The sequence below is a fragment of the Rhizobium etli 8C-3 genome (assembly GCF_001908375.1).
Taxonomy (GTDB): domain Bacteria; phylum Pseudomonadota; class Alphaproteobacteria; order Rhizobiales; family Rhizobiaceae; genus Rhizobium; species Rhizobium etli_B.
The window spans coordinates 40,630-63,705 of record NZ_CP017244.1; the positions used below are offsets into that span (position 1 = coordinate 40,630).

Annotated in this window: 21 protein-coding genes and 4 pseudogenes; 12 read left to right on the plus strand and 13 right to left on the minus strand. The window is 60.5% G+C overall.

Annotation, left to right across the window (positions count from 1 at the left end; all coding sequences use genetic code 11):
• Positions 1 to 71: 71 nt before the first annotated feature.
• The 4 genes and pseudogenes from AM571_RS24980 to AM571_RS37720 all read left to right on the plus strand — a co-directional run.
• A pseudogene (locus tag AM571_RS24980) lies at positions 72 to 548 on the plus strand (zincin-like metallopeptidase domain-containing protein); the annotation flags it as partial.
• An 84-nt stretch (positions 549 to 632) separates the two neighbouring features.
• Positions 633 to 878: a type II toxin-antitoxin system prevent-host-death family antitoxin gene (locus AM571_RS24985; RefSeq protein ID WP_074063766.1), complete on the plus strand. Its 246-nt coding sequence runs from the start codon at positions 633 to 635 to the stop codon at positions 876 to 878.
• Entirely contained in the window at positions 871 to 1,266 is a 396-nt protein-coding gene (locus tag AM571_RS24990; protein ID WP_074063767.1) for a hypothetical protein, read from the plus strand. Before AM571_RS24985 ends, AM571_RS24990 begins: the two co-directional genes overlap by 8 nt.
• 571 nt (positions 1,267 to 1,837) lie before the next feature.
• Positions 1,838 to 2,065 carry an ArdC-like ssDNA-binding domain-containing protein gene (locus AM571_RS37720; RefSeq protein ID WP_074063769.1) on the plus strand — a complete coding sequence of 76 codons (228 nt, stop codon included), beginning with the start codon at positions 1,838 to 1,840 and terminating at the stop codon, positions 2,063 to 2,065.
• 45 nt (positions 2,066 to 2,110) lie between these two features.
• Here AM571_RS37720 and AM571_RS25010 read toward each other — a convergent pair whose 3' ends face one another.
• Genes AM571_RS25010 through blh form a run of 4 tightly spaced genes read right to left on the minus strand, consistent with a single transcriptional unit; the run spans position 2,111 to position 4,573 of the window.
• A complete protein-coding gene (locus AM571_RS25010) occupies positions 2,111 to 2,542 on the minus strand; it encodes a DUF6691 family protein (RefSeq protein WP_074063770.1) in 432 nt (143 codons plus the stop codon).
• Positions 2,539 to 2,949 (minus strand): YeeE/YedE family protein, encoded by a 411-nt coding sequence (locus AM571_RS25015; protein ID WP_074063771.1) that lies wholly within the window; start codon positions 2,947 to 2,949, stop codon positions 2,539 to 2,541. Before AM571_RS25015 ends, AM571_RS25010 begins: the two co-directional genes overlap by 4 nt.
• Complete coding sequence (gene bigR / locus AM571_RS25020) at positions 2,949 to 3,272, minus strand: sulfite-sensing transcriptional repressor BigR (protein WP_237358635.1); 324 nt, start codon at positions 3,270 to 3,272, stop codon at positions 2,949 to 2,951. Before bigR ends, AM571_RS25015 begins: the two co-directional genes overlap by 1 nt.
• Positions 3,273 to 3,277: 5 nt before the next feature.
• Positions 3,278 to 4,573, minus strand: coding sequence for a bifunctional sulfur transferase/dioxygenase Blh (gene blh / locus AM571_RS25025; RefSeq protein WP_074063773.1), 1,296 nt, complete (start codon positions 4,571 to 4,573; stop codon positions 3,278 to 3,280).
• Between the two features lie 235 nt (positions 4,574 to 4,808).
• Between blh and AM571_RS25030 the strand changes: the two genes are divergently transcribed.
• Positions 4,809 to 5,120 carry a c-type cytochrome gene (locus AM571_RS25030; RefSeq protein WP_074063774.1) on the plus strand — a complete coding sequence of 104 codons (312 nt, stop codon included), beginning with the start codon at positions 4,809 to 4,811 and terminating at the stop codon, positions 5,118 to 5,120.
• A gap of 313 nt (positions 5,121 to 5,433) precedes the next feature.
• Here AM571_RS25030 and AM571_RS25035 read toward each other — a convergent pair whose 3' ends face one another.
• Positions 5,434 to 6,267, minus strand: a complete 834-nt coding sequence (locus AM571_RS25035; RefSeq protein WP_074063775.1) for a universal stress protein — start codon at positions 6,265 to 6,267, stop codon at positions 5,434 to 5,436.
• Between the two features lie 286 nt (positions 6,268 to 6,553).
• Here AM571_RS25035 and AM571_RS25040 point away from each other — a divergent pair, with 286 nt between their 5' ends.
• Positions 6,554 to 8,416 (plus strand): heavy metal translocating P-type ATPase, encoded by a 1,863-nt coding sequence (locus AM571_RS25040; protein WP_074063776.1) that lies wholly within the window; start codon positions 6,554 to 6,556, stop codon positions 8,414 to 8,416.
• Positions 8,417 to 8,688: 272 nt separating this feature from the next.
• On the opposite strand, the gene AM571_RS25045 is transcribed toward AM571_RS25040, so the two are convergent.
• Complete coding sequence (locus tag AM571_RS25045) at positions 8,689 to 9,438, minus strand: SDR family NAD(P)-dependent oxidoreductase (protein ID WP_074063777.1); 750 nt, start codon at positions 9,436 to 9,438, stop codon at positions 8,689 to 8,691.
• A gap of 58 nt (positions 9,439 to 9,496) precedes the next feature.
• Here AM571_RS25045 and AM571_RS25050 point away from each other — a divergent pair, with 58 nt between their 5' ends.
• Positions 9,497 to 10,429 carry a LysR family transcriptional regulator gene (locus AM571_RS25050; RefSeq protein ID WP_074063778.1) on the plus strand — a complete coding sequence of 311 codons (933 nt, stop codon included), beginning with the start codon at positions 9,497 to 9,499 and terminating at the stop codon, positions 10,427 to 10,429.
• A gap of 50 nt (positions 10,430 to 10,479) precedes the next feature.
• On the opposite strand, the gene AM571_RS25055 is transcribed toward AM571_RS25050, so the two are convergent.
• The 7 genes and pseudogenes from AM571_RS25055 to AM571_RS25085 form a co-directional block, all read right to left on the minus strand.
• Complete coding sequence (locus tag AM571_RS25055; protein WP_074063779.1) at positions 10,480 to 11,175, minus strand: response regulator transcription factor; 696 nt, start codon at positions 11,173 to 11,175, stop codon at positions 10,480 to 10,482.
• A gap of 1 nt (position 11,176) precedes the next feature.
• Positions 11,177 to 11,554, minus strand: a complete 378-nt coding sequence (locus AM571_RS25060; RefSeq protein WP_074063780.1) for a response regulator — start codon at positions 11,552 to 11,554, stop codon at positions 11,177 to 11,179.
• Positions 11,555 to 11,556: 2 nt separating this feature from the next.
• Positions 11,557 to 12,198: a response regulator transcription factor gene (locus tag AM571_RS25065; RefSeq protein ID WP_074063781.1), complete on the minus strand. Its 642-nt coding sequence runs from the start codon at positions 12,196 to 12,198 to the stop codon at positions 11,557 to 11,559.
• Positions 12,195 to 15,401, minus strand: coding sequence for a PAS domain-containing protein (locus AM571_RS25070; RefSeq protein WP_074063782.1), 3,207 nt, complete (start codon positions 15,399 to 15,401; stop codon positions 12,195 to 12,197). The genes AM571_RS25065 and AM571_RS25070 overlap by 4 nt, the downstream gene beginning before the upstream one ends.
• Positions 15,402 to 15,624: 223 nt before the next feature.
• Positions 15,625 to 16,592: pseudogene (locus tag AM571_RS38510) on the minus strand (SDR family NAD(P)-dependent oxidoreductase).
• Positions 16,593 to 16,602: 10 nt separating this feature from the next.
• Positions 16,603 to 17,420 (minus strand): annotated as a pseudogene (locus AM571_RS25080) (alpha/beta fold hydrolase).
• A gap of 454 nt (positions 17,421 to 17,874) precedes the next feature.
• A pseudogene (locus AM571_RS25085) lies at positions 17,875 to 18,651 on the minus strand (alpha/beta fold hydrolase).
• A gap of 286 nt (positions 18,652 to 18,937) precedes the next feature.
• Between AM571_RS25085 and AM571_RS25090 the strand changes: the two are divergent.
• The 5 genes from AM571_RS25090 (at position 18,938) to AM571_RS25110 (ending at position 23,076) form a co-directional block, all read left to right on the plus strand.
• The gene (locus AM571_RS25090; RefSeq protein WP_074063783.1) at positions 18,938 to 19,393 is read left to right on the plus strand and encodes a carboxymuconolactone decarboxylase family protein; all 456 of its coding nucleotides are present in this window, start codon (positions 18,938 to 18,940) and stop codon (positions 19,391 to 19,393) included.
• Between the two features lie 240 nt (positions 19,394 to 19,633).
• Positions 19,634 to 20,602, plus strand: coding sequence for an MBL fold metallo-hydrolase (locus AM571_RS25095; protein WP_074063784.1), 969 nt, complete (start codon positions 19,634 to 19,636; stop codon positions 20,600 to 20,602).
• A gap of 128 nt (positions 20,603 to 20,730) precedes the next feature.
• On the plus strand, positions 20,731 to 21,483 hold the full coding sequence (locus tag AM571_RS25100; protein WP_074065561.1) for an SDR family oxidoreductase: 753 nt from the start codon (positions 20,731 to 20,733) through the stop codon (positions 21,481 to 21,483).
• Positions 21,484 to 21,544: 61 nt separating this feature from the next.
• Positions 21,545 to 21,964, plus strand: a complete 420-nt coding sequence (locus AM571_RS25105; RefSeq protein WP_074063785.1) for a cupin domain-containing protein — start codon at positions 21,545 to 21,547, stop codon at positions 21,962 to 21,964.
• Positions 21,965 to 22,041: 77 nt separating this feature from the next.
• The gene (locus AM571_RS25110) at positions 22,042 to 23,076 is read left to right on the plus strand and encodes a mechanosensitive ion channel family protein (RefSeq protein WP_074063786.1); all 1,035 of its coding nucleotides are present in this window, start codon (positions 22,042 to 22,044) and stop codon (positions 23,074 to 23,076) included.

A 23,076-nucleotide genomic window follows, 5' to 3' on the forward strand; every position in this document is an offset into this window, starting at 1 on the left:
CAGTCTATGACGTGATGGAGTTGACGATCTGGTCGTGCCCGATTGAAGAAATCCTGGCGTTGGCGCTACGTCCCGAGGCTGCTCCTCGAGAGCGTCTTGAACATGCGGACGCCTTTTTCCGGGCGACCGGCGCCGTCATCCGTCACGGCGGCGACAAGGCCTTTTACGCGCCGGGGCCCGATATTATCCAGATGCCGCCGATCGAGGCGTTCCGTGATGTCGAGAGCTACTACGCGACCCTTGCCCATGAGGAAGTTCATTGGGCGGGAGCGACCCACCGGCTCAATCGCGATTTTTCCCGTTACGCTAAGGATCGCTCGGAACGCGCCCGCGAAGAACTAATCGCCGAGCTCGGCGCCGTTTTCCTAGCTGCCGATCTGGGTATCGTTCCGGTGCTTGAACCAAGAGCCGAGCATGCCAGCTATCTTGTTTCCTGGCTGACCTTCCTTCAGAACGACAAGCGGTTCATCGTACAGGCTGCCGCGTATGCGCAACGCGCTGTCGCCTACCTGCATGACCTGCACAGCCAACGCCAAGCGGCGGCATAACTCCAAATGCAAGTCGGCCGACATCCGGCCGACTTGCATGAACCGCATGAAATACGTATTTTACGTAAGTGACCGGAGGTGGCTATGAAGCAGTTTTCCTTTTCTGACATGAACAGAGCCTCGGGCGAGATTCTCGAGGCAGCCCTGATTGAGCCGGTGACGCTCACGAAGCGCGGCAAGGAAAAGCTCGTCATCCTGACGGCGGATCAATACCGCAAACTCCTGGGGCGCTCCCATACCGCCGCCTACGGCCTCGAGGATGCGCCTGAAACAGTACACGACGAGTTGATGACCGGCATCGATGAACTGCTCGAGGACGGCCATGTTTGAGGCTGGAGACGTCGTGCGTTTCAACTATCTCTGGAAGCGTCAGGCGGATGCCGGCGAGGAAACGGGCCGCAAGGCACGTCCGGTCTGTGTCGTCGTGCGGACCAACGCCGTTCCGGGCGTCGTCTTCCTGTTCGCCATCACCTCACAGCTGCCGACAGAGGAACGTCTTTTCTTGCCGATCAGCCAGATCGAATGCCGCCGCGCTGGTCTCGATTTCCCCTGCTTCATCATTCTCGACGAGTATAACCGCGTCGAACTCGACAAGGCCTTCGACTTCGAGTCCACGACGCCGCTCGGCAGTTTTAGCCCGACCTTCCTCAAGACAATTGCTCGGACCGTCAAGGATGCGGCCGCAAGCCGCAGGCTCTCAGCTGTTTCCCGGGCTTAAGCGCACAAGCGCGGCTGGTGTCTCTCCGCTGATCCGCATGGACCACTACCAAGCCTGAATTGGCAGCACCCTGCCAGCAGCGGTCGATCGCTGAATTCGCTCCTGATCCGACGCGAGCCAATGTGCGGTCCTCGCCGACGAGCGCATGCCTGCCTGCACATGCCAGATGTCGCACCCCTTATCTGCTGTGGCTCCCCGCGGTCTCGATGAGGCATGTCGATCGCCGCCGGTTTCCAGCTGACAAGCGTGAGAGCAGTAGTCGGGCCTTGAAATTCCGACGCGGCGGCGAGATCGTCATTGTCACCCATAATGGCGCCGGCTGGCTCGACCCGTTGTCCGACCGCAAAGGCGATATCTTCGCGCTCGCCGGCCTGCGCCTGCCCCGACAGTGCCCAGGCGCTGCGCATCTCGGACAGCTTCGGCCTTCCCGTCATCGACAGCGACGGAGTTCGTGACCTGCATCGCAGCCAGCTGATCGACAGCGCCGAGGCGCTCAAGGATGGCCTAGGCGAGAAAGCCATGCAGATCCACACGCAGCGCATGGTCGGCTCCTTCATCGGCTCGGCCCACGGTGCCGGTCAATTCTACAGCCGCTCGGTCACGCAGGCACGCGACCTTACCACCGGCGGCGACCCGTGGCTTTGCCGCGTCGGCCTGGATGACGTTTCGCCAGGCATTGGAGCTCGGGGCCAATGTCCGCAAGGGCGAGACCGGCTCGATGGTCGTCTGCGCCAATCGGATCAAAAAGACCGAAACCGACGGCAACGGCGAAGCACCCCGCCCAGCAATCCGAGCATGAAGCCCACCAGCGCGCCGGAGCTCACTGCGGAGGCAACCGAATACGTCACGTCGATCTCCTCAGCAGCCGGTCGTGAGCGGCCATGCCAACCAACATTGCAAAGACGAAGCCGAAGGACCGCGAAAACCCTAACGGCAAAGCTGCGATGGCCGGGCCGGGGCAGAAACCGCCTAAGCCCCAGCCAAGCCCGAAGATGGCCGAACCAATGATCAGCGGCGCGTCGATCTTGCGGTTTCTTGGCATGTCGAAGGAATAGTTGAGGACAGGCCGACGCATTAGACGGGACAGGCTGACACCGGCGAACGCTACGGTGACGGCACCTGCGAGCACGAAGCCGAGGCTCGGATCCCAAGTCCCGAAGACGTCGAGAAATCCCTGCACCCGCGCAGGGTCAAGCATGCCCGACAGCGAAAGGCCAAAGCCGAATAGGGTTCCAGAGATCAGGGCTGCCACAATTTGAAGGGCGACGCGGCTCATAGACCCAATCCTTTCGACAGGGTCACGGCAACGACACCGGAGGTCAAAAAAGTGATGACGGCGGCTACCGAACGTGGCGACAGTCTGGCAAGACCGACAACGCCGTGACCGCTGGTGCAGCCGCAGCCCATGCGCGAGCCCGTTCCCACGAGCAGGCCGGCGACGATGATCGTCGGCCAAATGGCGGTAATCGTGACCGTCGGCCAGTGACCGAAGGCAGCGAGAAAGACAAGCGGACCGAGAACGAGGCCAGTTAAGAAGGCGAGGTTGACAGAAACGCCAACGCCAAGCGCCAGTCTGCCGACAATGCCGCTGATCCCGGCGATGTGGCCGTTCAACAGAAGGAGCATCGCGGCCGAAAGCCCGATCAGCATCCCGCCGAAAAGAGACGGAAGGTAGGTCGTCATCAGGACACCTCCTCACAGAAGATCTCATAGAGCGCGCCGACGAGGCGGGCAGCCTTGTCTGCCGTCAAACGATAGAAGATCTGCTTTCCCTCCCTGCGCGTCTCGACGATCCCGGCCTCGCGCAGCCCCGTCAGGTGTTGGGAGAGATGCGGCTGGTGGATGTCCAGCTTCTGCTCCAGTTCTCCGACCGAATGCTCTCGCTCAACCAGGGTACAGACGACCATCAGCCGGCTCGGATGCGACAGCGTCTTCAGGAGTCCCGACACGTCCGTCGCTCGTGCACCCATGTCTTCGAGCGTCATGTTTTTCGGTTTCACATTCATGACAGTCACCATGCCGCCTCTTTGAGAGCGTCCAGAGGAAATTTCAGATACCGCTTGCCGTTTGCTTCCGGCTCGGGCAATCGGCCGCCGCGCAAATTGACCTGCAGCGCGTGCAGGATAAGCTTCGGCATGGGTAGTGCTTTGTCGCGTTCGGTACGAAGTTTCACAAAGGCCTCCTCGGAAACTCCGGCAAGATGCGAGTTTGCCTTTTTCTGTTCGCCGACCGTACTCTCCCATCGCGGCGCGCGGCCATTGGGCTGATAGTCGTGCCCGGTGAAGACGCGGGTTTCGTCGGGTAGGGCGACGATGTCCTGAATGGACCTCCACAACATTCGGGCGTCGCCGCCGGGGAAGTCGGCTCGAGCCGTTCCGCTGTCCGGCATGAAAATGGTGTCATGGACGAACGCGGCATCGCCGATCACATAGGTAACGGAAGCAAGCGTGTGCCCCGGTGAAAACATCACCTTCGCCTCGATCGAGCCGACGTTGAAGGTTTCGCCGTTGGCAAACAGCCGGTCCCATTGCGAGCCATCCGTCTTGAGCTCGGGCCAGTTGTAGATGCCCTTCCAGAGCTTCTGGACGTCGACGACGCGTTCTCCGATTGCCGTCGGCGCACCCGTCCTTTCCTTCAGGTACTGGGCGGCGGAAAAATGGTCCGCATGCGGATGGGTGTCGAGGATCCATTCCACCGAAAAACCGTTCCCGCGCACGTATTCAAGGATGGCGTCGGCACTGCGCGTCGCCGTCGCCCCTGCCTTCTCGTCGAAATCGAGCACGGGGTCGATGATCGCGCACTTGCCGGTTTCGGGATCCGACACAACATATTGAATGCTCCATGTCCGCTTGTCGAAGAAACCCTTGACCTGCGGGCGCGATGCAGCACGCTTTTCGACCCACCTGGCGGCGACCGACAGGTCGATTCCGTTCCTCTGACCGAATGGGAGCACGTCGTGCGGCTTCATCCGCCCGTCTAGAACTTCGCCGAGCGCGTAGAGAAGAAGCGCGCGCGCTCCCGACTTACAGTGGGCAACGACAGGTCCGGCTGAATCCTTCAGAGCCTTCTGGAACGCAATGATGTCTGCCTCGGTGACAGTCGCCATGGTGATGGGGATATAGGAATAAGACATGTTCGACTGGATGGCGGCCCGCTCTTCAGCGGCGGTTCCAGGCTGGCCGGCCTCCTCGTTGTCCGGACGCGCATTGATCAGCGCTGTAAACCCCTGCTCGCGCAAGGACTGAAAGTCGCCGATATCGGGCTGCGGCATCACGGAAAGCCTGTCAGAGATCTTGGAGATCGTCATGGAGTTACCTTGTAGCTGATCATTATATAATTAAATATAATATATATTAAGAGGGTGATCAAGCCTGCGGCGGAACATTTGCGACGGAGCGAAGTTCCTCGCCAAGACGGTCGGCATTGTTGCAACTGCACCGACAGGTGAAAGAGCCACCGCCGCTAATCACCATGTGCGACCGGCGAGCAACTCAATCGTCGTCTCAACCCACAATCCAGGGAGCATCCAAAGGAATATCGCGATGCGAACAGCGACCGTCGCAGTCATTGTCGGCATCTTTGCAACGGGTTCGGCAGCGCGAGCGCAGGATATTCTGCACGGGCGCCGGCTCGCACTTGAGGTATGTGCAACATGCCACGCCGTCCTTGCAGGTCAAAATCGATCCCCCGTTGCCGAAGCGCCCAGCTTCGAAGCGGTGGCTGCGACACCTGGAATGACCGCCATGGCACTCAACGTCTGGCTCACGGCCCAAAGTCATCCAACCATGCCGAACATAATACTCTCGCCGACCGATGTTGAGGACGTGTCGGCCTATATTCTAAGCTTGGAATAGAGATTTGGTTTGACGGAAACGCAACATGAACGCGAAGCGGAACGAGACCATCGACGCGGGACTGCTTTATCAAAGGCACTGAAGCGAAAACCAGTTAGCGCGACCGTTGGCCTGCCTCCGGATAGCAATTGGTCTGATCATCGAGGTCCAGTCCTGCAAAGCTGCCACCGCGGGGAACCGAGCTCGATAGGACCACCTGGGGCCGCCGCGCTGGCGCCCGATAATTTACCGCCGGAGCCGACCGGCAGATCTTCAGAGACGGCCTCATCACACCGCGGCAACACAGCCGTTTCCACCATCGCAACAGCACCTATCAATGTGACATGAGAACAGGCAAGAGAGGCTCTTCCAGGACGCTTTCGGTCGCTCCGCCGAGGACAAACTCTCGAAGTCTGGAATGTCCGTATCCTCCCATTACCAGCATGTCAGCGTCCAGCTCGAGCGCGGCCCGTTGGAGGCTTGCGCCGATCGATGACGAGGTAAACCTGGCAACGGTTGCGCCTGCATTGGCCCCGCTTGAGACCAAGTACTTGGCCAGGCGCGCTCCGCTCGCTTCCGAGACAGGCTTTTCGCCGCTCAAAGACAGCACCGAAACCCGTCGCGCCTTGCGAATGAAGGAGCCCGCATCGTTGACTGCCCGGGCGGCGGCCCGGCTTCCGTCCCAAGCTATGACCAGATGATCAATCGGTCCTGCGAAGGTCTTGTTTGGAAATATGACGGCTGGCCGGCCAGAACCGAAGATCACCGCTTCGGCAATGCTGCGCGTCTCTGGAACCTCCCCGTTACATTCGAGAACGGTCAGATCGAAAAAACGCGCTTCCGTTGCTGCCGTCTCATGCAGCAAGGGCAAGTTCGCTTTTATTTCCCGCGTAAAGAGAGCAACATTGGCGTTCGCTGCGAGGTTCGTAGCGGCTGCCATCAGCGTTGCCGCGCGATCGCGGCTCAATATTTCTGCCTGCTCGATCATCCTTGGCGTATCCAACAGCAAGGAAGACCATGCATTGGGGATGTGCGGAATCTCGATCCTTATCGCACACACGTCAAGATTTGCGCCGCAGGCCTGAGCAAAGGTTACAGCGTTCGAAACGATCAGTCCGGAGCTTGAATCGGGATAGGTTGCCAGCGGAAGAAAATATCGTGCAGTCATGTCTTACTCCTCCTCTTACGGATTGCTGCCGTTCAGAGTCTGTTTTCTCCTTTTTCGGCAGCTCCGGCATTGATGTAGCGCAAATGCCGCCACAAGCGCCTACTCGTTCGAAATGAAAGTGCTTCTCCATCTGACAAACGATCAACAGGGCGGCTAAGCGACCGATCTAGCCATGCACTCTTGAGACAGATCAATGCGGCGCCTGATGAAGCGGCTTTGATCAGGTCGTCAAAACAGATCAGGCGACGCCGCGTCTGGCGCGTAAGCCACGGCGGTGGAAGCGATCATGACCCCGAATACAGCGACCGGACCGATAGTCTTTCTCTCTAAAGCGCGCGACATATGGCTGCCGCTGATTGCGGCGCTCGGACTTTCTGCAGGGTTGATCTTTGCGCTATTGAAGGATCCCGCCAGTGCCCGGCTCGTATGGACGATTTTCACCCTGCCGGTCCTCGGAGCGCTGTTGTGGCAGACGTTCGGCTCTCTCCATCGCGGTGATTTCGGGCTGGACATCCTGGCAGCACTGTCGATGGCATTCGCCCTTTCATTCGGCGAACCCCTTGCCGCCAATGTCGTTGCTTTGATGTATGCCGGTGGCCAGATGCTGGAAGCATACGCGTCCCAGCGTGCTGCCCGCGAGATGACGGCATTGCTTGGCCGCGTCGCCCAAACCGCCTTTCGATACGAAGACGGCTGTCTGCAGGAGGTTCCGATTGCAGACATCAGGGCCGGCGACCGCCTTATGGTGCGTCAGGGCGAGGTTTTGCCGGTCGATGGAATCGTCGTCAGAGATCATGCTCTCCTCGATCAGTCTGCCTTGACGGGCGAAGCCCTCCCCAGAATGCATGGTATCGGTGACGAAGTTCTAAGCGGCAGCACCTCGGTCGGTGGCGTCTTTGATATCAAGGCAATTCGTTCGGCATCCGAAAGCACATACGCCGCGATCATCCGTCTTGTCGAAACCGCTCAGAAGAGCAGGGCGCCGATGGCTCGCCTCGCAGATCGCTACGGATTGGTATTTCTCGCCGTGAGCGTCTCTCTGGCTCTGGCGGCCTGGTTATTGTCCAATGACCCACGCCGGGCCCTTGCGGTTCTTGTCATCGCCACACCCTGTCCACTCATCCTCGCCGTCCCCGTCGCCATCATGTCGGGCATTTCCCGCTGCGCTGCCATCGGATGCCTCGTGAAAGATGGCGGAATTCTGGAAGCTTTGAGCCGCGTGCGCGTCGCCATTCTGGACAAGACGGGTACACTTACACGCGGTGCGGCGGCCATTGTCGCAATAAAAAATGCTAAGTGGATCGACGCGAACGAATTGCTGCGTCTCGCCGCATCGCTCGATCAGGCTTCTGGCCACGTCATGGCTACAGCACTCATTGCGGCCGCCCGTGAACGCGGCCTGAACCTTGTTCCGCCAGACAGTGTCACGGAATTCCCTGGAGTAGGGATCGAAGGAACTGTCGGCCGGCATCGCGTGATCGTCGGCGGCAGCGGTTTCGTGGAGCGCCGGGTGCTGCAGGGCAGTCCGCGGGCGTTTCTATCCGGTCGCCGTACGGGCGAAGTCGTGGTTGCGGTTGCAGTCGATGGCGTCGCGGCAGGACTGATCGTTATGGCAGATCCTGTGCGCCCGGAAGCCGTGACCGTACTTCGCAAACTGCGCGATGCGGGGATCGGAAGAATAATTCTGGCTTCGGGAGACAGGTCAGAGGTCACCAGAGATGTCGGCGAAGCACTTGGCATCGAGGAGATTCTTTGTGAGCAAAGCCCCGCTTCAAAGGTCGAATGCGTTCAATCCGCGCGGCGTTTCGGTCCCGTGATGATGGTTGGCGACGGTATTAATGATGCCCCCGCCCTTGCTGCCGCCGACGTCGGTGTCGCGCTGGGGGCGCGCGGAGCGGCCGCATCCTCGGAGGCCGCTGGCGTTGTTTTGCTCGTGGATCGTCTCGAACCTCTGGCTGACGCGCTGACCGCCGCCCAAAGGACAGTCGTCATTGCACGCCAGAGCGTTGTCGCGGGGCTCGGGCTTTCAATCGCCGGGATGATTGCAGCTGCCTTTGGATTTCTTCCGCCCCTGCAAGGTGCGTTGCTGCAAGAAGCAATCGATGTCGCAGTGATCCTCAACGCCTTGCGAGCATTGCGGCAACATTAAGCGATCATCATGTTCGACAATCATCAATAGGATTATCCAATGCAACGATCCGAAGGGCGACGAAGGATTCGGCAAGGTCCTTAAAAAAGCGCCGGTATGGTTGTGGTCATCAAAGACGGCGGATAATGGCATCTTCTGCCACCGGAACTCCTCGGCAGCACGTCGAGCTTGTGCGATCCAATGCTGCGTCAAGCCGTCCGGTTCCCTTCCGGTCTGCCTCGACTCCCGATCGATCTGCCGGGAGCCCCTGTATTCGGCGTTCTCCGAGCCTTTCAAGCCAGGGTCATGCCGCCGTCGGCATGAAGTTCGATCCCATTGACGAAGCTGCTCGCGTCGGAGGCGAGGAAGAGTGCGGCGCGCGCCAGTTCCTCCGGCCGTCCCATCCGCCCTGCCGGAATGATCGATGCCATGTGATGCTCGAATGCAGGACGTTCGGCCTCCGATACGCCGAGCTTGCCGAGGATTTCCGTTTCGACCGGCCCCGGGCTAAGTATGTTGACGCGGATGCGCCGTGCCTTGAATTCGATCGCCCAGTTTTTGGCGAAGGCTGCGACGGCGGCCTTCGATCCGGCGTAAACCGCGTGGTCCGGCAATACCTTTGTCGCCGCTAGCGAACTCGTGACGATGATGCTGCCGCCATCGCGGATCAGTGGTGCGATCGTCTGCACACCGAAGAACACGCCGCGCGTGTTGATGGCGAAATGCCGGTCGTAGTCTTCCGGAGTCACATTGTGGGACGCAGTGAGATTGATGACGCCGGCGTTGGCAATATAGATATCGAGGCCACCAAAATGGTTCTCCACCATGTCCACAACCTCGTGGTGATGTTCGAGGTCGGCGACGTCGCCCACGATGCCAATGGCATGATGACCGATGTCGCGCACCGCTTGGTCGACAACATCCTGGCGCCGGCCGGTGATGACGACCCTCGCGCCTTCCTCGGCAAAAAGCTTGGCGGTCGCCCTGCCGATGCCGCTATTTCCACCGGTGATAACGGCGACCTTGTCTTTTAGTTGTTGCATTGTTTATCTCCTTTCAACTGAGATTGAGATAAACGCCGGCACTGTCATCCATTAGATCATGGGCAGGCACATGATCTGTGCCGCGGAGTTGCAAATGCCGAACCTGCTGAACGAGACTTCTGGATTGATGGCCTTTGTGCGAACGGTGGAGGCCGGTTCCTTCAGTGCCGCGGCACGCAACCTCGATACGACGCCATCGGCGGTGTCGAAGAGCGTGGCGAGGCTTGAAAAGAAGATCGGCACGCGTCTCTTCTTGCGCTCCACCCGGGCCTTGACTTTGACACAGGATGGCCAGATTTTCTTTGAGCGCGTCGCACCGCTCTTGCGGGATCTGGATTCGAGCGACGAGGGGATCGGGGCCGATGCCGCACTCTCCGGCCGCCTGCGCGTTAGCATGCCAAGCGAGCTGGCGCCCCTGCTGCTGCCGCGGCTGTTTACAGGCTTTGCGGCCGACAATCCCAACTTACATCTCGATATCGGCCTTACTGACCGCTTCGTCGATCTGATCCGGGAGGATTATGACGTCGTGTTGCGCGCTGGCAATCCGACGCAAGACGATTTGATCGTCCGCCATCTGGCCGACCTGCCGATGGCGATCGTCGCATCTCCGGCTTTTCTTGAAACCTGGGGCAATCCGCTGTCTGTCGAACATCTGGCAGTCGTGCCCTTTGCCCGTTACGTGCTCGGGGGCTTGATCCAGCCTGTACGTCTGACAGACGGCAGCAGCTTTGTTCCCGCCGGTCGCGTAGATTGCGATTCAGGCGCCGCGCTCATCCAGGCGGCGCTCGCTGGGTTGGGTGCTGTCTATCTGCTGCGGTGTCTGGTGGCGAAGGAATTGCAAGCAGGTGCGCTTGTCACGGTTGCATCGGAGATCGCGCTTCCGAGCCTGCCATTCAATGCGCTGCACGCCTTCGGCCGCACCGTGCCTTCGCGCGTCAAACTGTTCGGCGACTTCCTAGCCCGTGAGGCGAGAGCCGTGGAAGCGATGTAAGTACAACGTACCATCTGCGACATCGATATCCCCGAGCAGGATCGATCCCCTCAAAACCAGCCGCCAGCGGCCTCGCGCATCGCTATGGGCAGCGTCTCCCAAGCCCTGATCAACTCGCCGATCGACCCGACCTCCATCTTGCGCATGACATTGGCGCGGTGCAACTTGACCGTGACCTCGCGTATCCCGAGGTCGAAGGCGATCTGCTTGTTGAGCCGCCCCCGCGCCACTTCACGCAGGATCTCGCGCTCGCGGTGCGTCAGCGTCTCCAGGCGTTCGATGTTGCGCCTGACAACCAGGGCGTTGGCCCGTCGCGACGCGTCGAGCGCAATGCCGGCGATCACCGCATCGAGCAGCGTCTGGTCGCGCACCGGCTTGGTGAGAAAATCAACGGCGCCTGCCTTCATCGCCTGCACGGTCATCGGAATATCGCCATGTCCAGTCAGGAAGATGATCGGCTTCGCATTGCCGCTCTCCGCCAGATGGTGCTGCAGGTGAAGGCCGTTCGCCCCAGGCATGCGTACGTCAAGGATCAGGCAGCCGGGGCTGTCCAGTATGTCGGCGTCGAGCACTTCACGGGTCGAGGCGAAGCTTACAGGCTGAAAGCCCGCCGAGAGGATCAGCTCCGACAAGGCCTCGCGCACGGCCGCATCGTCATCGACAATGACGACGATGGGTTCACATGTGTCATTCTTGTGATGCTGCGACAGCGGTGCCGATCTCCGGAGCGGCTGGTCAATTCTCATGTCACCCTCCATTTTTCGATTTCTGCAAAGCTTCCCCTATCGCGATGAGTAGGGCAGGCGCATCGAATGGCTTTCGAAAAAAGCCGTCGACGCCCTTGGCGCGGCGCTGGTCGGCGATCTCGTGACGGCCGGTGACCAGGAATACCGGTAGTTCCGGACGCGCCTTGTTGACGATGTCACGAAGCTCAAAGCCGTTCGTGCCCGGCATGCCAATATCAGTGATCAACAAATCCAGGTTCGACAGGCCGCGGGTCAGCAGATGCTCAGCCGACCGGAAACAGCAAGCTGCATAGCCGGCCGATTCCAGCAGCTCCTCCAGCGATTCGAGCAGCCTTGCATCGTCATCGACTACGGCGACGATCGGTCTTGTCTTCTCCATGCTCAATTTCCTCCTGCACGGCGCGAATGGGTGATCGGTATTCCCAATCGCTCTGCCATGCGCACCAGATCGGCAAGCGATGCTGCCGCCATTTTCTGCATTACATTCCTCCGATGGATTTGCAGTGTCACTTCGCTTATTCCAAGTTGGGATGCCGCCTGCTTGTTGAGCAGGCCGCTGACCACGAGCGGCAGCACGTCGCGTTCGCGTGGCGTCAGTTCGAGATAGCGTTGTCTCAGCATGTCGAGTTCAGCCCGCTCAGATCGCTTTCGCCGATCCTCGGAAATTGCCATATGCACCGCAGCCATAAGGTCTGCGTCGCTAAACGGTTTGGTGAGAAAATCCACTGCACCGTGCTTGATCGCCCGCACCGAAGAGGGGATGTCGCCATGGCCGGTAATGAAGACGATCGGCGGATGATCGCCCTCGGCGATCTGCCCCTGCAGTTCGAGGCCGTTGATATCGGGCAATTCAACGTCGAGTATCAGGCAGGCAGGTAGATCCGGTTTCTCGGCGTCCACATAATCACCGGCCGAACCGAATGCGATGGCGCGCATGCCGTGGGTCTCCAGGAGCTCGCCGAGCGCCTCCCGGATGCGTTCGTCATCGTCGACGATGAAAACAACATGGTCATCCGGGGTCATGGTGCCGCTTTCTCTACGATCGGTAAGGTAAAAATGAACCGCGAGCCATGCGGTTCATTTTTCTCGGCCCATAAACGCCCGCCATGCGCCTCGACGATCGAACGGCAGATGGCGAGACCCATGCCCATTCCGTTCTCTTTCGTCGTGAAGAACGGTTCGAAGATCTGATCCGGGAACTCGATGCCATTTCCCCGGTCGCCTATTTCGGTCTGCACCTCGCTGCCCACGCGATGGGCGCGCACATCGAGAGCTTTTTCCCCTGCGACAGCCTCCATTGCCTCCATGCCATTGCGCATGAGATTGACCAGGACCTGCTGAATCTGGATGCGGTCGACCGTAATAGGCGGAAGCTTGCCTTCCACGTCGATGTCGATCCGCGTGCGACGGCGCAAAGCCTCCCCTGCCACAAGGTTACACGCCTCGGTGATGACGCCGGAGAGCGAGAGGCTGATCCTATTCTCCACAGATTGCTTGAACAGCGCCCGGACACGGCCGACGACTTCCGCCGCCGAGTTGGCGTCGCGGATGACCCGTTCGGTCGTGATCTTGGCGCGCGCGACATTGACTGGCTCAGCCGATAGCCAGCGGTAGCACGCATGCGAATTGGCGACGATCGCCGCCAAGGGCTGATTCACCTCGTGGGCGATGGAGGCCGAAAGCTCCGCGAGGCTCGCGGCTTGGCTGGCGCGCGAAAGCCGCTCCTGCGCCAGGCGCAGCTCTTCCTGCATCCGCACCTCGCCATCGATATCCAGGCAGATGACGTTCCATTGCACGATTGTGCCGTCGTCCTTGCGCATCGGCGCGGCGCGCGTTTCCACCCAGATATATTCGCCGTCGAAGCGCCGCAGGCGGTGCTTCCTGAGATAGGGTTCGCCGGTCGCCAGGCAATGGGCATATTGCTCCTTGACGCCCGCGACATCGTCGGGATGGACCCCGGCATCGAGCGTGCCGTTCAGCCGCGATTTGGCCTTCCCATCCAGTTCCTCCAGCTCATAGCCAAGGAACTCGCGCAGTTGCTGGCTGCGATAGACTGGTTCGCCGTTCGGCGCAGCACAATCGATCATCGCCGGCAGTGTTTCCACCAGTTGCCAAAGGAAGCGTTCTCTCTCGCGCAATGCCGCCTGCGCGCGCATCTCGTCCTCAATGTCGATCGAAGCAATGTACCATTGCACGATTGTGCCATCTGCATCGCGCAGAGGCTGGGCGCGCGCCTCTATCCAGCGATAGACGCCCTGCTTGTTGCGCCGGCGAAACCGGTTCACGAAAGGCTGCCCGGTCGCAAAGCCATCCGATGCCCTTTGAAACATTGTTGGATAGTCGTCGGGGTGAGCCACGTCTCGGGCCAGCGCATCGAAGTCTTTAATGTCTGCCGTCGGAAAACCAACGTCGTCGAGATATCGCTTGCTGGTGTAGGTCATCTCGCCTGAAGCGGCGAAACTCAGGATATTGAAGGGCATGGCATCGATCATTTGCTCCAACTGCCGCTTGCTGCTCTTCAGCGCCTCTTCGGCCTGCACCTGATCGTCGATGTCGACAGACACCTGATACCAGTGAACGATCGCTCCATCTTGATCGCGCAGAGGCTGCGCGCGCGCCTCTATCCAGCGATAGTTGCCATCTTTCCAACGCCGCCGATACCGCATCATGAAGGCGTCGCCAGTTTTAAGGCAGTTGGCCGACGCTCGCAGCACCTCGGGGGCGTCTTCGGGATGAACCAGCTTTTGCGCCACCCGGACGGTATCTTCGAAGTTCGCCTTGGAAAGGCCGAGATCCTCCAAAGATCGCTTGTTGACGTAGGCCAGCTCGCCAGCAGGCGTCCAGCTCCAGATGTGGACTGGCAAGGCGTCCACAAGCTGCGAGAGCTCCCGCTCCCGGTCGCGCAAGGCCTCCAGCGCGCGCACCTCATCATCGATGTCGATGGAGATAGCGTACCATTGCAAGATCTTCCCGCCTTCGTCTCGCAGTGGTTCCGCCCGGCCGTCAACCCAGCGATACACGCCGTCGGCGCGACGCATGCGGTATTTCATCGAGTATGGTTCGCCTGTGGCGACGGCGTTGCGCACCGCTTGTAACAGGCCATTCGCATCATCTGGATGGACAAGAGTCTCAATGTTTGTCACGAGCTGGCTTGTGCCTGGCCTGCTCAACTGTTGCAGATCAAACCCGAAAAAATCCACCAGGCGCTTGTTGAAGAAGGTCGGCTCGCCTTCGGGCGTCAGCCGTCTGATGTGGACTGGGACCATGTTCACGATCTGCGAAAGCTCTCGCTCTCGGTCGCGCAGGGCTTCCACACTCTGGCGTAATGTCAGCAACGCGAGTTGGTGCTGCCGGGATATGGCGGCCACAACCAGGGCCGAAAATGCCGAGATCGCCAGGAAGAGTTGCAGCATGATCTGGTTGTGGCGCTGATCCTCGGCATTTCCGGCGAACTGGCTGGCGCCGGATATCGTGAAGATCGCGGTTATGAGCGCGAGGAGGGCGAGGGTAACGGCAGCCCCCTTGAACTCAAAGCGCACCGCGGCCCAAAGCAGCGGCGGCATGATGATATATGCGAAAGGCAGGTAGCCGCCGAGCGAAAGGGCCGCGACGCCGAGAAGGATAAGTCCCACGGCACACGCTTCTATCCATCGCGCAGCCGTTAGCTCGGCCTTGCCGTTCCAGTTCTGGATCACGACCAGCGCGAGTGGCGCGACGATCAGGACCCCAGTGGCATCCCCGATCCACCAGAGAGGCCAGGCTCCCAAGAAAGTTTGCGAAAATATGCCGAACCACGCAAGCGTCGCACTTCCGATCGTCGCGCTGACCACTGGGGCAACTCCAGCGCCCAATACGACGAATACAAGAACTTCCCGCAAGGTTTCCAGCCGCGCCGGCCCACCCAAAGTCCGGTTTACGAGCCACGCCCCGACCGTGGCTCCGAGCGCGTTGCCGGCATAAATCAGGATGGCGGCAGGCAGCGGGCTTTGGAACCACAAGACGTTGCCGAACAGCTCGCCGAGGCAGCCGACCAGCACCCACCATGGCCAGCTCTGTTTGGGTGCGAGGATAAGGGTTGCAATGAAAAGCCCGCTCGGAGGCCATATGGAAATGCCTGTTCCGGGTACGATCGCAAGTGCCTGTGCGAAGCCGCAACCCAGGACATAGGCCGCAAAAAATAAACCCAGGTGCAGGAGTTGAGGGCGGTAAGACCAGACGCGCGTCATCGGCGGCTCCTGCAGGGAAAACGAAACCTGGGCGGCGCCAGCATATCGAATGGCTAGTCTCGATAGCAGCGTCAGCGATCCCGTTTCGTACACTATTCGCGCCGCTGCACGGCCGCAACTTATGGAAATCCATGTACTGGCGGCGATGCCGTCGCTTGGCCGCCCCTGGTGGAAAACTGTCAATCCTCGACAGTATCCGACATCCGCTTGGATGGTTCCGGTCTCAGTCCAAAAGCCGCAAGGACGTGGAATCCTCGTTGAAGTCCGTCGACCGGCTGACCTCGTTCCACTGGAGCGCGGCCCTCGATCGGACCACGTCGTTCTGGGCAATTCGCGCCAGCGCGTCGCTTCCGAGGACGAGCTCTTCCGGCAGATCGTCCCGGCGGGAAAGATCGAAGATGACGGCGGCCACCTTGTCGGGGTCGCCGGGCTCGGTGCCGGCATAGCCCTCCGTCATCTTCATGATCGCGCCGATGGTCGATTCGTATTCCGGCAGCAGCGGCGGGACATGAGCGCGGGCGACCCGTGTCCAATTCGTGCGGATGCTGCCTGGCTCGACGGCGATGGCCTTGACGCCGAACGGCTTGACCTCCTTGGCGAGCGAAGCGGTGAAACCGCTCACCGCCCATTTGGCGGCACCATAGGCGGTGGAACCGGGACTGCCGAAGCGCGCCGAGCTGGACGAAATGTTGATGATATGTCCTGATTTCTGCTGGCGCATTACGGGCAGTGCTGCGCGCGTCAGGTTGACCACGCCGTAGAAATTGGTGTCGATCTCCGCCTTGAAATCATCTTCAGAGACCTGTTCGAAAGGGCTGAGATGCGCATAGCCGGCGTTGTTCAGCAGCACGTCGAGGTATCCGAACGTTCCATCGCGGTTGCGACTGCGCCGCGCGATGCCGACATGTCCGTCACATCGAGTTCAATGAGGGCTACCTGCTTGCCGTAGCGGCGCGCAAGGTCGAGGAGGCGGTTGACGTTACGGGCGGTCGCGACAAGGTTGTCGCCGCGCGCGAGCACGAGTTCGGCCGTACTACGGCCGATCCCGCTGGCGCTGCCGGTTATGAGCCAGGTCTTCGGCATGTTGGATCTCCTACAAAACGGCGACGATGGAAAGGGCGGGAATGGAAATGGCGCGACTTGCCGCGCCAAGCACGGACAGGATGCGAAGCACGGCGGTCTGCTCCGCATCCCGCCTGGATCAGGCCTTGAGGAAGGCGAGCAGGTCGGCGTTGACCTGGTCCTGATGCGTGGCGGTAATGCCGTGCGGCGGGGATAGTAGATGTCCTTGGCACCCTTGATCAGCCGGGCAGACTTGACGGCGGAATCCTTGACCGGCACGATCTGGTCGTCCTCCCCGTGCAGGACGAGTGTCGGCACATCGAACTTCTTCAGATCTTCGGTGAAGTCGGTTTCTGAGAATGCCTTGACGCATTCATAGGCGTTCAGGAGACCCGCCTGCATGCTCCAGAGCCAGAATTGGTCGAGCGTGCCCTGGGAAACATTCGAGCCGGGTCGATTGGCGCCGTAGAATTGAAGGGCAAGGTCACGGTAAAATTGCGAGCGATCCTTGACGAGGCCAGCGCGAATCGCGTCGAACGCCTCGATCGGCAGGCCTTCCGGATTCGTCGCCGATTTCACCATGACCGGCGGCACGGCGGCGATGAGGACGGCCTTGGCAACGCGCTTCGTACCGTGCCGGCCGATATAGCGGGCGACCTCGCCGCCGCCGGTGGAGTGACCGACCAGTGTTGCGTCCCTGAGGTCCAGCGCCTCGATAACGGCCGCCAGATCGTCGGCGTATCCGTTCATGTCGTTTTCCGACGTCGGCTGGCTGGAGCGTCCATGGCCGCGGCGATCGTGCGCCACGACGCGGAAGCCGTGCTGGGCGAGGAAGAGCATCTGACCGTCCCACGCATCGGAGTTCAGCGGCCAGCCGTGCGAGAAGGTGACGACCGGTCCGGTGCCCCAGTCCTTGTAATAGATTTCTGTGCCGTCCTTGGTGGTGATCGTGCTCATGGCTTGCTTTCCGTGATTGATGGTGGCGGGGAGAGGCTGCATTGGAGTCTTTGCGGCGGCAACTGCGGGCAAGCCCGCTGCAATACCGGCGGTGAGGCTGCCGAGCAGGGCGTCGCGGCGTGAGACGCCGACAGCTGGTGGTTCTGAAATGTCCTGCATGTTTTATCCTTCACGATGATTGAAATGCGAACGAGGATGGAGACTGCCGGCCCGGAAAATATGGGCCGAAAGCATCTGTGGACTGTGGGGAAGTTCAGCTGATCGCATCGAACGACCAGGGCGTTTGTGCCGGCGGGCGACCAGACGCCAGCACGTGACCTTTTGCGGGCGATCCCATTTTCGGCTGGTCGTTGGTTGAATCAGTCCTGAAAGCCGACGCCGGCCGAGCGACTTCAGGAACCGGGCCCGCAGTTTCGTTTTGGGGGGAACTTCTGCGGACGGACAATGCGGCCGTTCACCGGGCGGATGCCGCTTCTTCGATAAGAGCGGCGACTTCGCCGGAACGGGAGACCATGAGCGCGTGCGAGGCCCCATCGACCACGACGGTCTTTGCGGCGTGTGCCCGCTCGGCCATGAATTGCATGACTGCTGGCGGAATGTTGCGGTCGGCAGACCCGTAGATCATGTAGGAGGGCAGCAGCTTCCAAGAGGCGGCGCCGGAGGGCTCGACGAGCGCGGCCTGGGCGACCGGACGCTGCGCCGAAGCCATCAGCGCCGCCTTGTCATCTGAAACGTCGGCAGCGAACTGGAGATGAAATTAGGATGGCTGGATGTAGAGGTCCTGCGTGCCATCGGGCAGCATCACGGGTGCGAGCGCACTGGCAAGCGTACTGCCCGGGAATTTGCCGGACAGGGTGAGGCTGGATTCGCCGGTATCCGGCATGAAACCCGCGACATAGACCAGGGCCTTCACGTTCGGATTGCCGTTTGCGGCTTCGGTGATGACCGGTCCGCCATAGGAGTGGCCGACCAGAACCACCGGTCCGTGGATGGCGCGAACGACCGCCGCGACAGATGCCGCATCGGACGCGACGCTGCGAAGCGGGTTGGCTGCCGCGATCGCCACGTAGCCATCCTTGGTCAGGCGGGCGATCACAGCATCCCAGCTCGACGATTCGGCAAAGGCGCCATGAACGAGAACGATTGTCGGCTTGAGATCGTCATCTTGGGACTGCGCGCTTGCGACAGTCAGCGTTGCGATCGCGGCGCCAAGCGCCAAGGTCTTGATAATACTGAGCATCTGCTTTCTCCTAACGCCGCGGTTGCTTGTGCCGGGAGAATGCTCGGGTTTGCGGTCGCAAACCATCCTACGTGGGACGGGCCCGTCCACTGCCGAAGTATAGGAGGAGGTGGCCCAAACGGGTGAGAAACATGATCGATCGGCAAGGCTCAGCTCCATCAGATGTTAACCGGAGCGCCTTCCGGCCAGATGGATGATCCGCGCTGCCGTGGATAGTTGGTGATCCGGGCGACCCGCGTGGCTTCGACCCGATCGCAACCAATCCACGGAGAGCAGGATGACCAGACGTTTGAACATATTGGCTAGGAAGAATGACGGCATCGATGGCCTCGTCGCCGTCGAGGCCTGGATTGCCAAGAGCTTCGATCCCAAACTAATGGAGCTCGTCAAGGTGCGCGTGTCGCAGATCAACGGCTGTGTCCATTGCCTGCACATGCATCGTCAGGACGCGCTGAAGCAGGGCGAGACGGAAGAGCGTATGCTTCTTCTGAGCGCCTGGCGTGAATCGCAGCTCTACAGCGACCGTGAGCGCGCAGCACTCGCCTGGGCCGAGTCGCTGACCAATATCGCCGAGAGCCGTGCGCGCGATGCAGATTATGAAGTTGCCCACAGCGTCTTTTCGGAAGACGAACTCCTGGTCCTCTCTATCGGCATCGCCATGATCAATGCCTGGAACCGGCTTGCGATCGGCTTTCGACTGCAGCATCCGGCAGACCACAAGCGCGCCGCTTGATCGCCGAGCAGACGCGAACGCGTCGGGCGGATGAATCCGCCCCAAAAGGTCCAATGCAACGCGTCTGCTCCTTCATGCCAGCCACTTCACTAAATCTCCGCTGCGGCATAGGCAACCCTATCCTCACGTATGGCCATTCCTCTTCCTTGGCAGGATCGACCGCCAAACGTGCCTCAACATAAATTCGCGCCGTGGCTTTGTAACCGACACGTTTCAATCACGCGAAAACAGGAGCGCATCATGCCGCAGACAGAAACAAAACCCCGTTCGATTGCTAACCAGGAGACCAACATGAGCTTGGACAACAACTCACAACTCGGTAGAAGAGGACCCGACGAGTTGGTCCCGTCGCGCTACGCGGTGCAGGTCGGCGAGATTGACGTTCTGGTGGTCAGCGATGGGGTGCTACCGCTGCCTACTGAAATGCTGGGGCATAACGCTGATCCAGCCGTCCGGGCGGCCTGGCTGGGCGAGATGTTCTTGCCAGCGGATGCCTTCGACTGGTCGCTCAACGTCGCCTTGGTGCGTAGCGGCGATCGGACCATCCTGATCGACGCAGGGCTTGGACTGGATCCGAATTTGAACCTCCCCCGGGCTGGCCAGTTGGTCAGGCGATTGGACTCGGCCGGCATTGATCTTGGGTCTGTGACCGATATTGTGCTTACCCATTTGCACATGGACCATATCGGCGGTCTCCTCGTCGAAGGTGTGAAGGACCGGCTGCGGCCGGATCTGCAGATTCACGTGGCAGCCACCGAAGTCACGTTTTGGGAAGCGCCCGACTTTACCCACGTCCACATGCCGCAGGGATTCCCGGACGCTCTTAAGGCAACCGCCAAGCGGTTCATGGCAGAATACCGCAGCCATCTGCGGCAGTTCGATGAGCAACATGAGGTGGCACCAGGCGTGGTCGTCCAGCGCACAGGTGGCCATACGCCCGGACACAGCGTCGTTCGTCTGGCATCCGGCGGCGACCGGCTGACATTTGCTGGCGATGCCGTTTTTGCGGTCGGCTTCGATCACCCCGACTGGTTCAACGGTTTCGAGCACGATCCCGAGGAGGCGGCACGCGTTCGCGTCCGACTTCTGACGGAGCTGGCGCGGACTGGCGAACAGCTTGTCGCCACTCACCTGCCGTTCCCGTCCGTTGGCCGGGTGGCAATCGACGGCGATGCGTTTCGCTGGGTTCCGATCTTCTGGGACTACTGACCGCTTATTGGTTCAGCGTGCGGCTCTGCCGACAGATCCACGGCTTCGAAAGGCCAGCCTGGACCAAGGTGACCACCTTCGAAAACGAACAACAGCGGCGCGCCGAGCGGCCGCGTATGGAGAAGCTCATGAAAATCGTCATCATTGGCGGAACCGGCCTGATCGGTTCAAAGACAGCCGACCGCATTCGCAAGCAAGGCCATGAAGTTATTGCCGCCGCTCCGAACACCGGCGTCAACACGATCACCGGCGAAGGGCTCGCCGAGGCGCTCGCCGGGGCCTCGGTCGTTATCGACCTCGCAAACTCGCCGTCCTTCGAGGACAAGGCTGTGCTCGAATTCTTTGAGACATCGGGGCGCAATCTGGCGGCGGCGGAAAAGGCCGCCGGCGTAAAGCACCACATCGCGCTTTCTATCATCGGCGTTGATCGCCTGCCCGACAGCGGCTACATGCGCGCCAAGGTCGCTCAGGAAAAGATCATCAGGGATGCCGGCATTCCCTATACGATCGTCCACTCGACGCAGTTCATGGAATTCCTCGGCGGCATCGCCCAGTCGGGCACCGTCGGCGATACGACCCGCCTGTCGACGGGCTTTATGCAGCCGATTGCCGCCGATGACGTCGCAGATTTCGTGGCGGATGCGGCCCTTGCGGCGCCGGTGAACGGCATCATCGAGATTTCAGGCCCGGAGCGTGCCCGGCTTTGCGATTTCGTCGCCCGTTACCTGAAGGCGATGGGCGACCCCCGCAAGGTCGTCGCCGATCCGCAATCCCACTATTTCGGCACCAAGCTGGAGGACGGCTCGCTCGTCTCCGACAACAATCCCCGTATCGGTCGCATTACCTTCGAGCAGTGGTTTGAAACCTCGGCGCGGAAATGACCGAAAACCGATGCGCCGCATGAGGCGGCGCACCTTCCGACCTCACGAATGGAGTTTCGCTATGATCAAGTTAATCCTCACTGCCTTTACCATGACGGCTCTCTTGTCCGCTGCCGCCGCTGCCGGCGATGCCGGTAGCAAGGATGCTAAGGTCACGCTGGTTTACGAACACGAATTGCCGAATGTTACGGGCAAGAGCATGAAAGGCGTTCTTGTCGAATACGGTCCCGGAGGCTTCTCCTCGGCCCACACGCATCCCAACTCGGCCTTCATTTATGCGACGGTGCTGGAAGGGGCGATCCGCAGCCAGGTCAACGACGGTCCCGTCAAGGTCTACAAGGCGGGCGAAAGCTTCTCCGAAATGCCGGGCGATCGCCATGGTGTCAGCGAAAATGACAGCAAGACCAAGCCTGCCAGGCTGCTGGCTGTTTTCGTCGTCGACAGCGGCGAAAAGGAACTGACGTTCCCGATCAACAAATAGGCGAAAGGGCCAACGGCCGTCTGCGGCATTTGGCCCCTTTCCCAATCGTTAAAAAATTACCGCTGGTGAGCTCGGCCATGTTCGGCGAAGACCATTTCCTGCCGCTCGTCCTGATCAATATTCTGGGGATTGCCGGCATTCTCGTATGGCACATTCAGGGGCGTAGCCGTCCGACCGGGCGCCTGATCGTGCAAATTCTGTTCTTCGCCACGATGAGCCTGGTGCTCGGGCTGGGCAGAATTTCGCCTTACAGGCTCGACCAGGCCGAGCTCCAGGGCGCCGGCGTCTTGATTGCCAAATCCGCGAGGATCCTCTGGTGGACCCATCTTGCCTGGACGGTCATCGGCTTCGTACACATCTATATCGGCCTCAACCGCAAGCCGCGGGAGGCACATCTCCTGCAGGATCTGGTCGTCGCCGTCGTTTATCTCGGCGTGGCGCTGTCGATCATCGGCTTCGTCTTCGGAGCACCAATAGCCCCTTTGGTTGCTACCTCGGGCGTGGTCGCCGTCATCATCGGCCTGGCGCTGCAGAATACGCTTGCCGACCTCTTTTCGGGGATCGCGCTCACGCTCGGGCGGGCCTATGTCATTGGCGACTGGATCCGGCTCAGCGATGGCACGGAAGGGCGCGTCGCCGAAACCAACTGGCGCTCGACGAATCTGCTGACCAGCGCGCACAATGTGGTGGTGGTACCCAACAGCGTCCTGGCGAAGCAAGGGGTGACTAATCTCAGCCGTCCTGACGAAACGCACTGGATTGCGTTTGCCGTCCACATTGCCGCCACCCACGCGCCATGCGTCGTTGAAGAGGTCATGCTGGGTATTCTGCAGAACTGCGAGCGAATCGTTAAGTTTCCGCCGCCGGCCATCGCGCTCAAAGCGATCGATGCGATGGCGATCGAGGTCGAGCTGCAGTTCTGGGTGGCGAGCCCGGCGAGCCGGCTGCCGGCCAAAAACGAGGTCATTGATCTTGTCTACCGCGGTTGCAGGACGAACGGCCTTTCTCTGGCAATGCCGCCCGAGAGCGTGCTCTGGGGGCCAGCCGTTAAAGGCGGTGAGCCTGCAGCTATCCCAAGGCCGCTATCAAGCACTGCGCGCGACTGTGAATGA

Bases quoted from the DNA above. Each gene is read 5' to 3' on its own strand.
- AM571_RS24985 (WP_074063766.1), top strand. From the start codon at position 633: ATGAAGCAGTTTTCCTTTTCTGACATGAACAGAGCCTCGGGCGAGATT.
- AM571_RS24990 (WP_074063767.1), top strand. From the start codon at position 871: ATGTTTGAGGCTGGAGACGTCGTGCGTTTCAACTATCTCTGGAAGCGT.
- AM571_RS25010 (WP_074063770.1), bottom strand. From the start codon at position 2,542: ATGAGCCGCGTCGCCCTTCAAATTGTGGCAGCCCTGATCTCTGGAACC.
- AM571_RS25015 (WP_074063771.1), bottom strand. From the start codon at position 2,949: ATGACGACCTACCTTCCGTCTCTTTTCGGCGGGATGCTGATCGGGCTT.
- bigR (WP_237358635.1), bottom strand. From the start codon at position 3,272: ATGAATGTGAAACCGAAAAACATGACGCTCGAAGACATGGGTGCACGA.
- blh (WP_074063773.1), bottom strand. From the start codon at position 4,573: ATGACGATCTCCAAGATCTCTGACAGGCTTTCCGTGATGCCGCAGCCC.
- AM571_RS25030 (WP_074063774.1), top strand. From the start codon at position 4,809: ATGCGAACAGCGACCGTCGCAGTCATTGTCGGCATCTTTGCAACGGGT.
- AM571_RS25035 (WP_074063775.1), bottom strand. From the start codon at position 6,267: ATGACTGCACGATATTTTCTTCCGCTGGCAACCTATCCCGATTCAAGC.
- AM571_RS25040 (WP_074063776.1), top strand. From the start codon at position 6,554: ATGACCCCGAATACAGCGACCGGACCGATAGTCTTTCTCTCTAAAGCG.
- AM571_RS25045 (WP_074063777.1), bottom strand. From the start codon at position 9,438: ATGCAACAACTAAAAGACAAGGTCGCCGTTATCACCGGTGGAAATAGC.
- AM571_RS25050 (WP_074063778.1), top strand. From the start codon at position 9,497: ATGGGCAGGCACATGATCTGTGCCGCGGAGTTGCAAATGCCGAACCTG.
- AM571_RS25055 (WP_074063779.1), bottom strand. From the start codon at position 11,175: ATGAGAATTGACCAGCCGCTCCGGAGATCGGCACCGCTGTCGCAGCAT.
- AM571_RS25060 (WP_074063780.1), bottom strand. From the start codon at position 11,554: ATGGAGAAGACAAGACCGATCGTCGCCGTAGTCGATGACGATGCAAGG.
- AM571_RS25065 (WP_074063781.1), bottom strand. From the start codon at position 12,198: ATGACCCCGGATGACCATGTTGTTTTCATCGTCGACGATGACGAACGC.
- AM571_RS25070 (WP_074063782.1), bottom strand. From the start codon at position 15,401: ATGACGCGCGTCTGGTCTTACCGCCCTCAACTCCTGCACCTGGGTTTA.
- AM571_RS25090 (WP_074063783.1), top strand. From the start codon at position 18,938: ATGACCAGACGTTTGAACATATTGGCTAGGAAGAATGACGGCATCGAT.
- AM571_RS25095 (WP_074063784.1), top strand. From the start codon at position 19,634: ATGCCGCAGACAGAAACAAAACCCCGTTCGATTGCTAACCAGGAGACC.
- AM571_RS25100 (WP_074065561.1), top strand. From the start codon at position 20,731: ATGAAAATCGTCATCATTGGCGGAACCGGCCTGATCGGTTCAAAGACA.
- AM571_RS25105 (WP_074063785.1), top strand. From the start codon at position 21,545: ATGATCAAGTTAATCCTCACTGCCTTTACCATGACGGCTCTCTTGTCC.
- AM571_RS25110 (WP_074063786.1), top strand. From the start codon at position 22,042: ATGTTCGGCGAAGACCATTTCCTGCCGCTCGTCCTGATCAATATTCTG.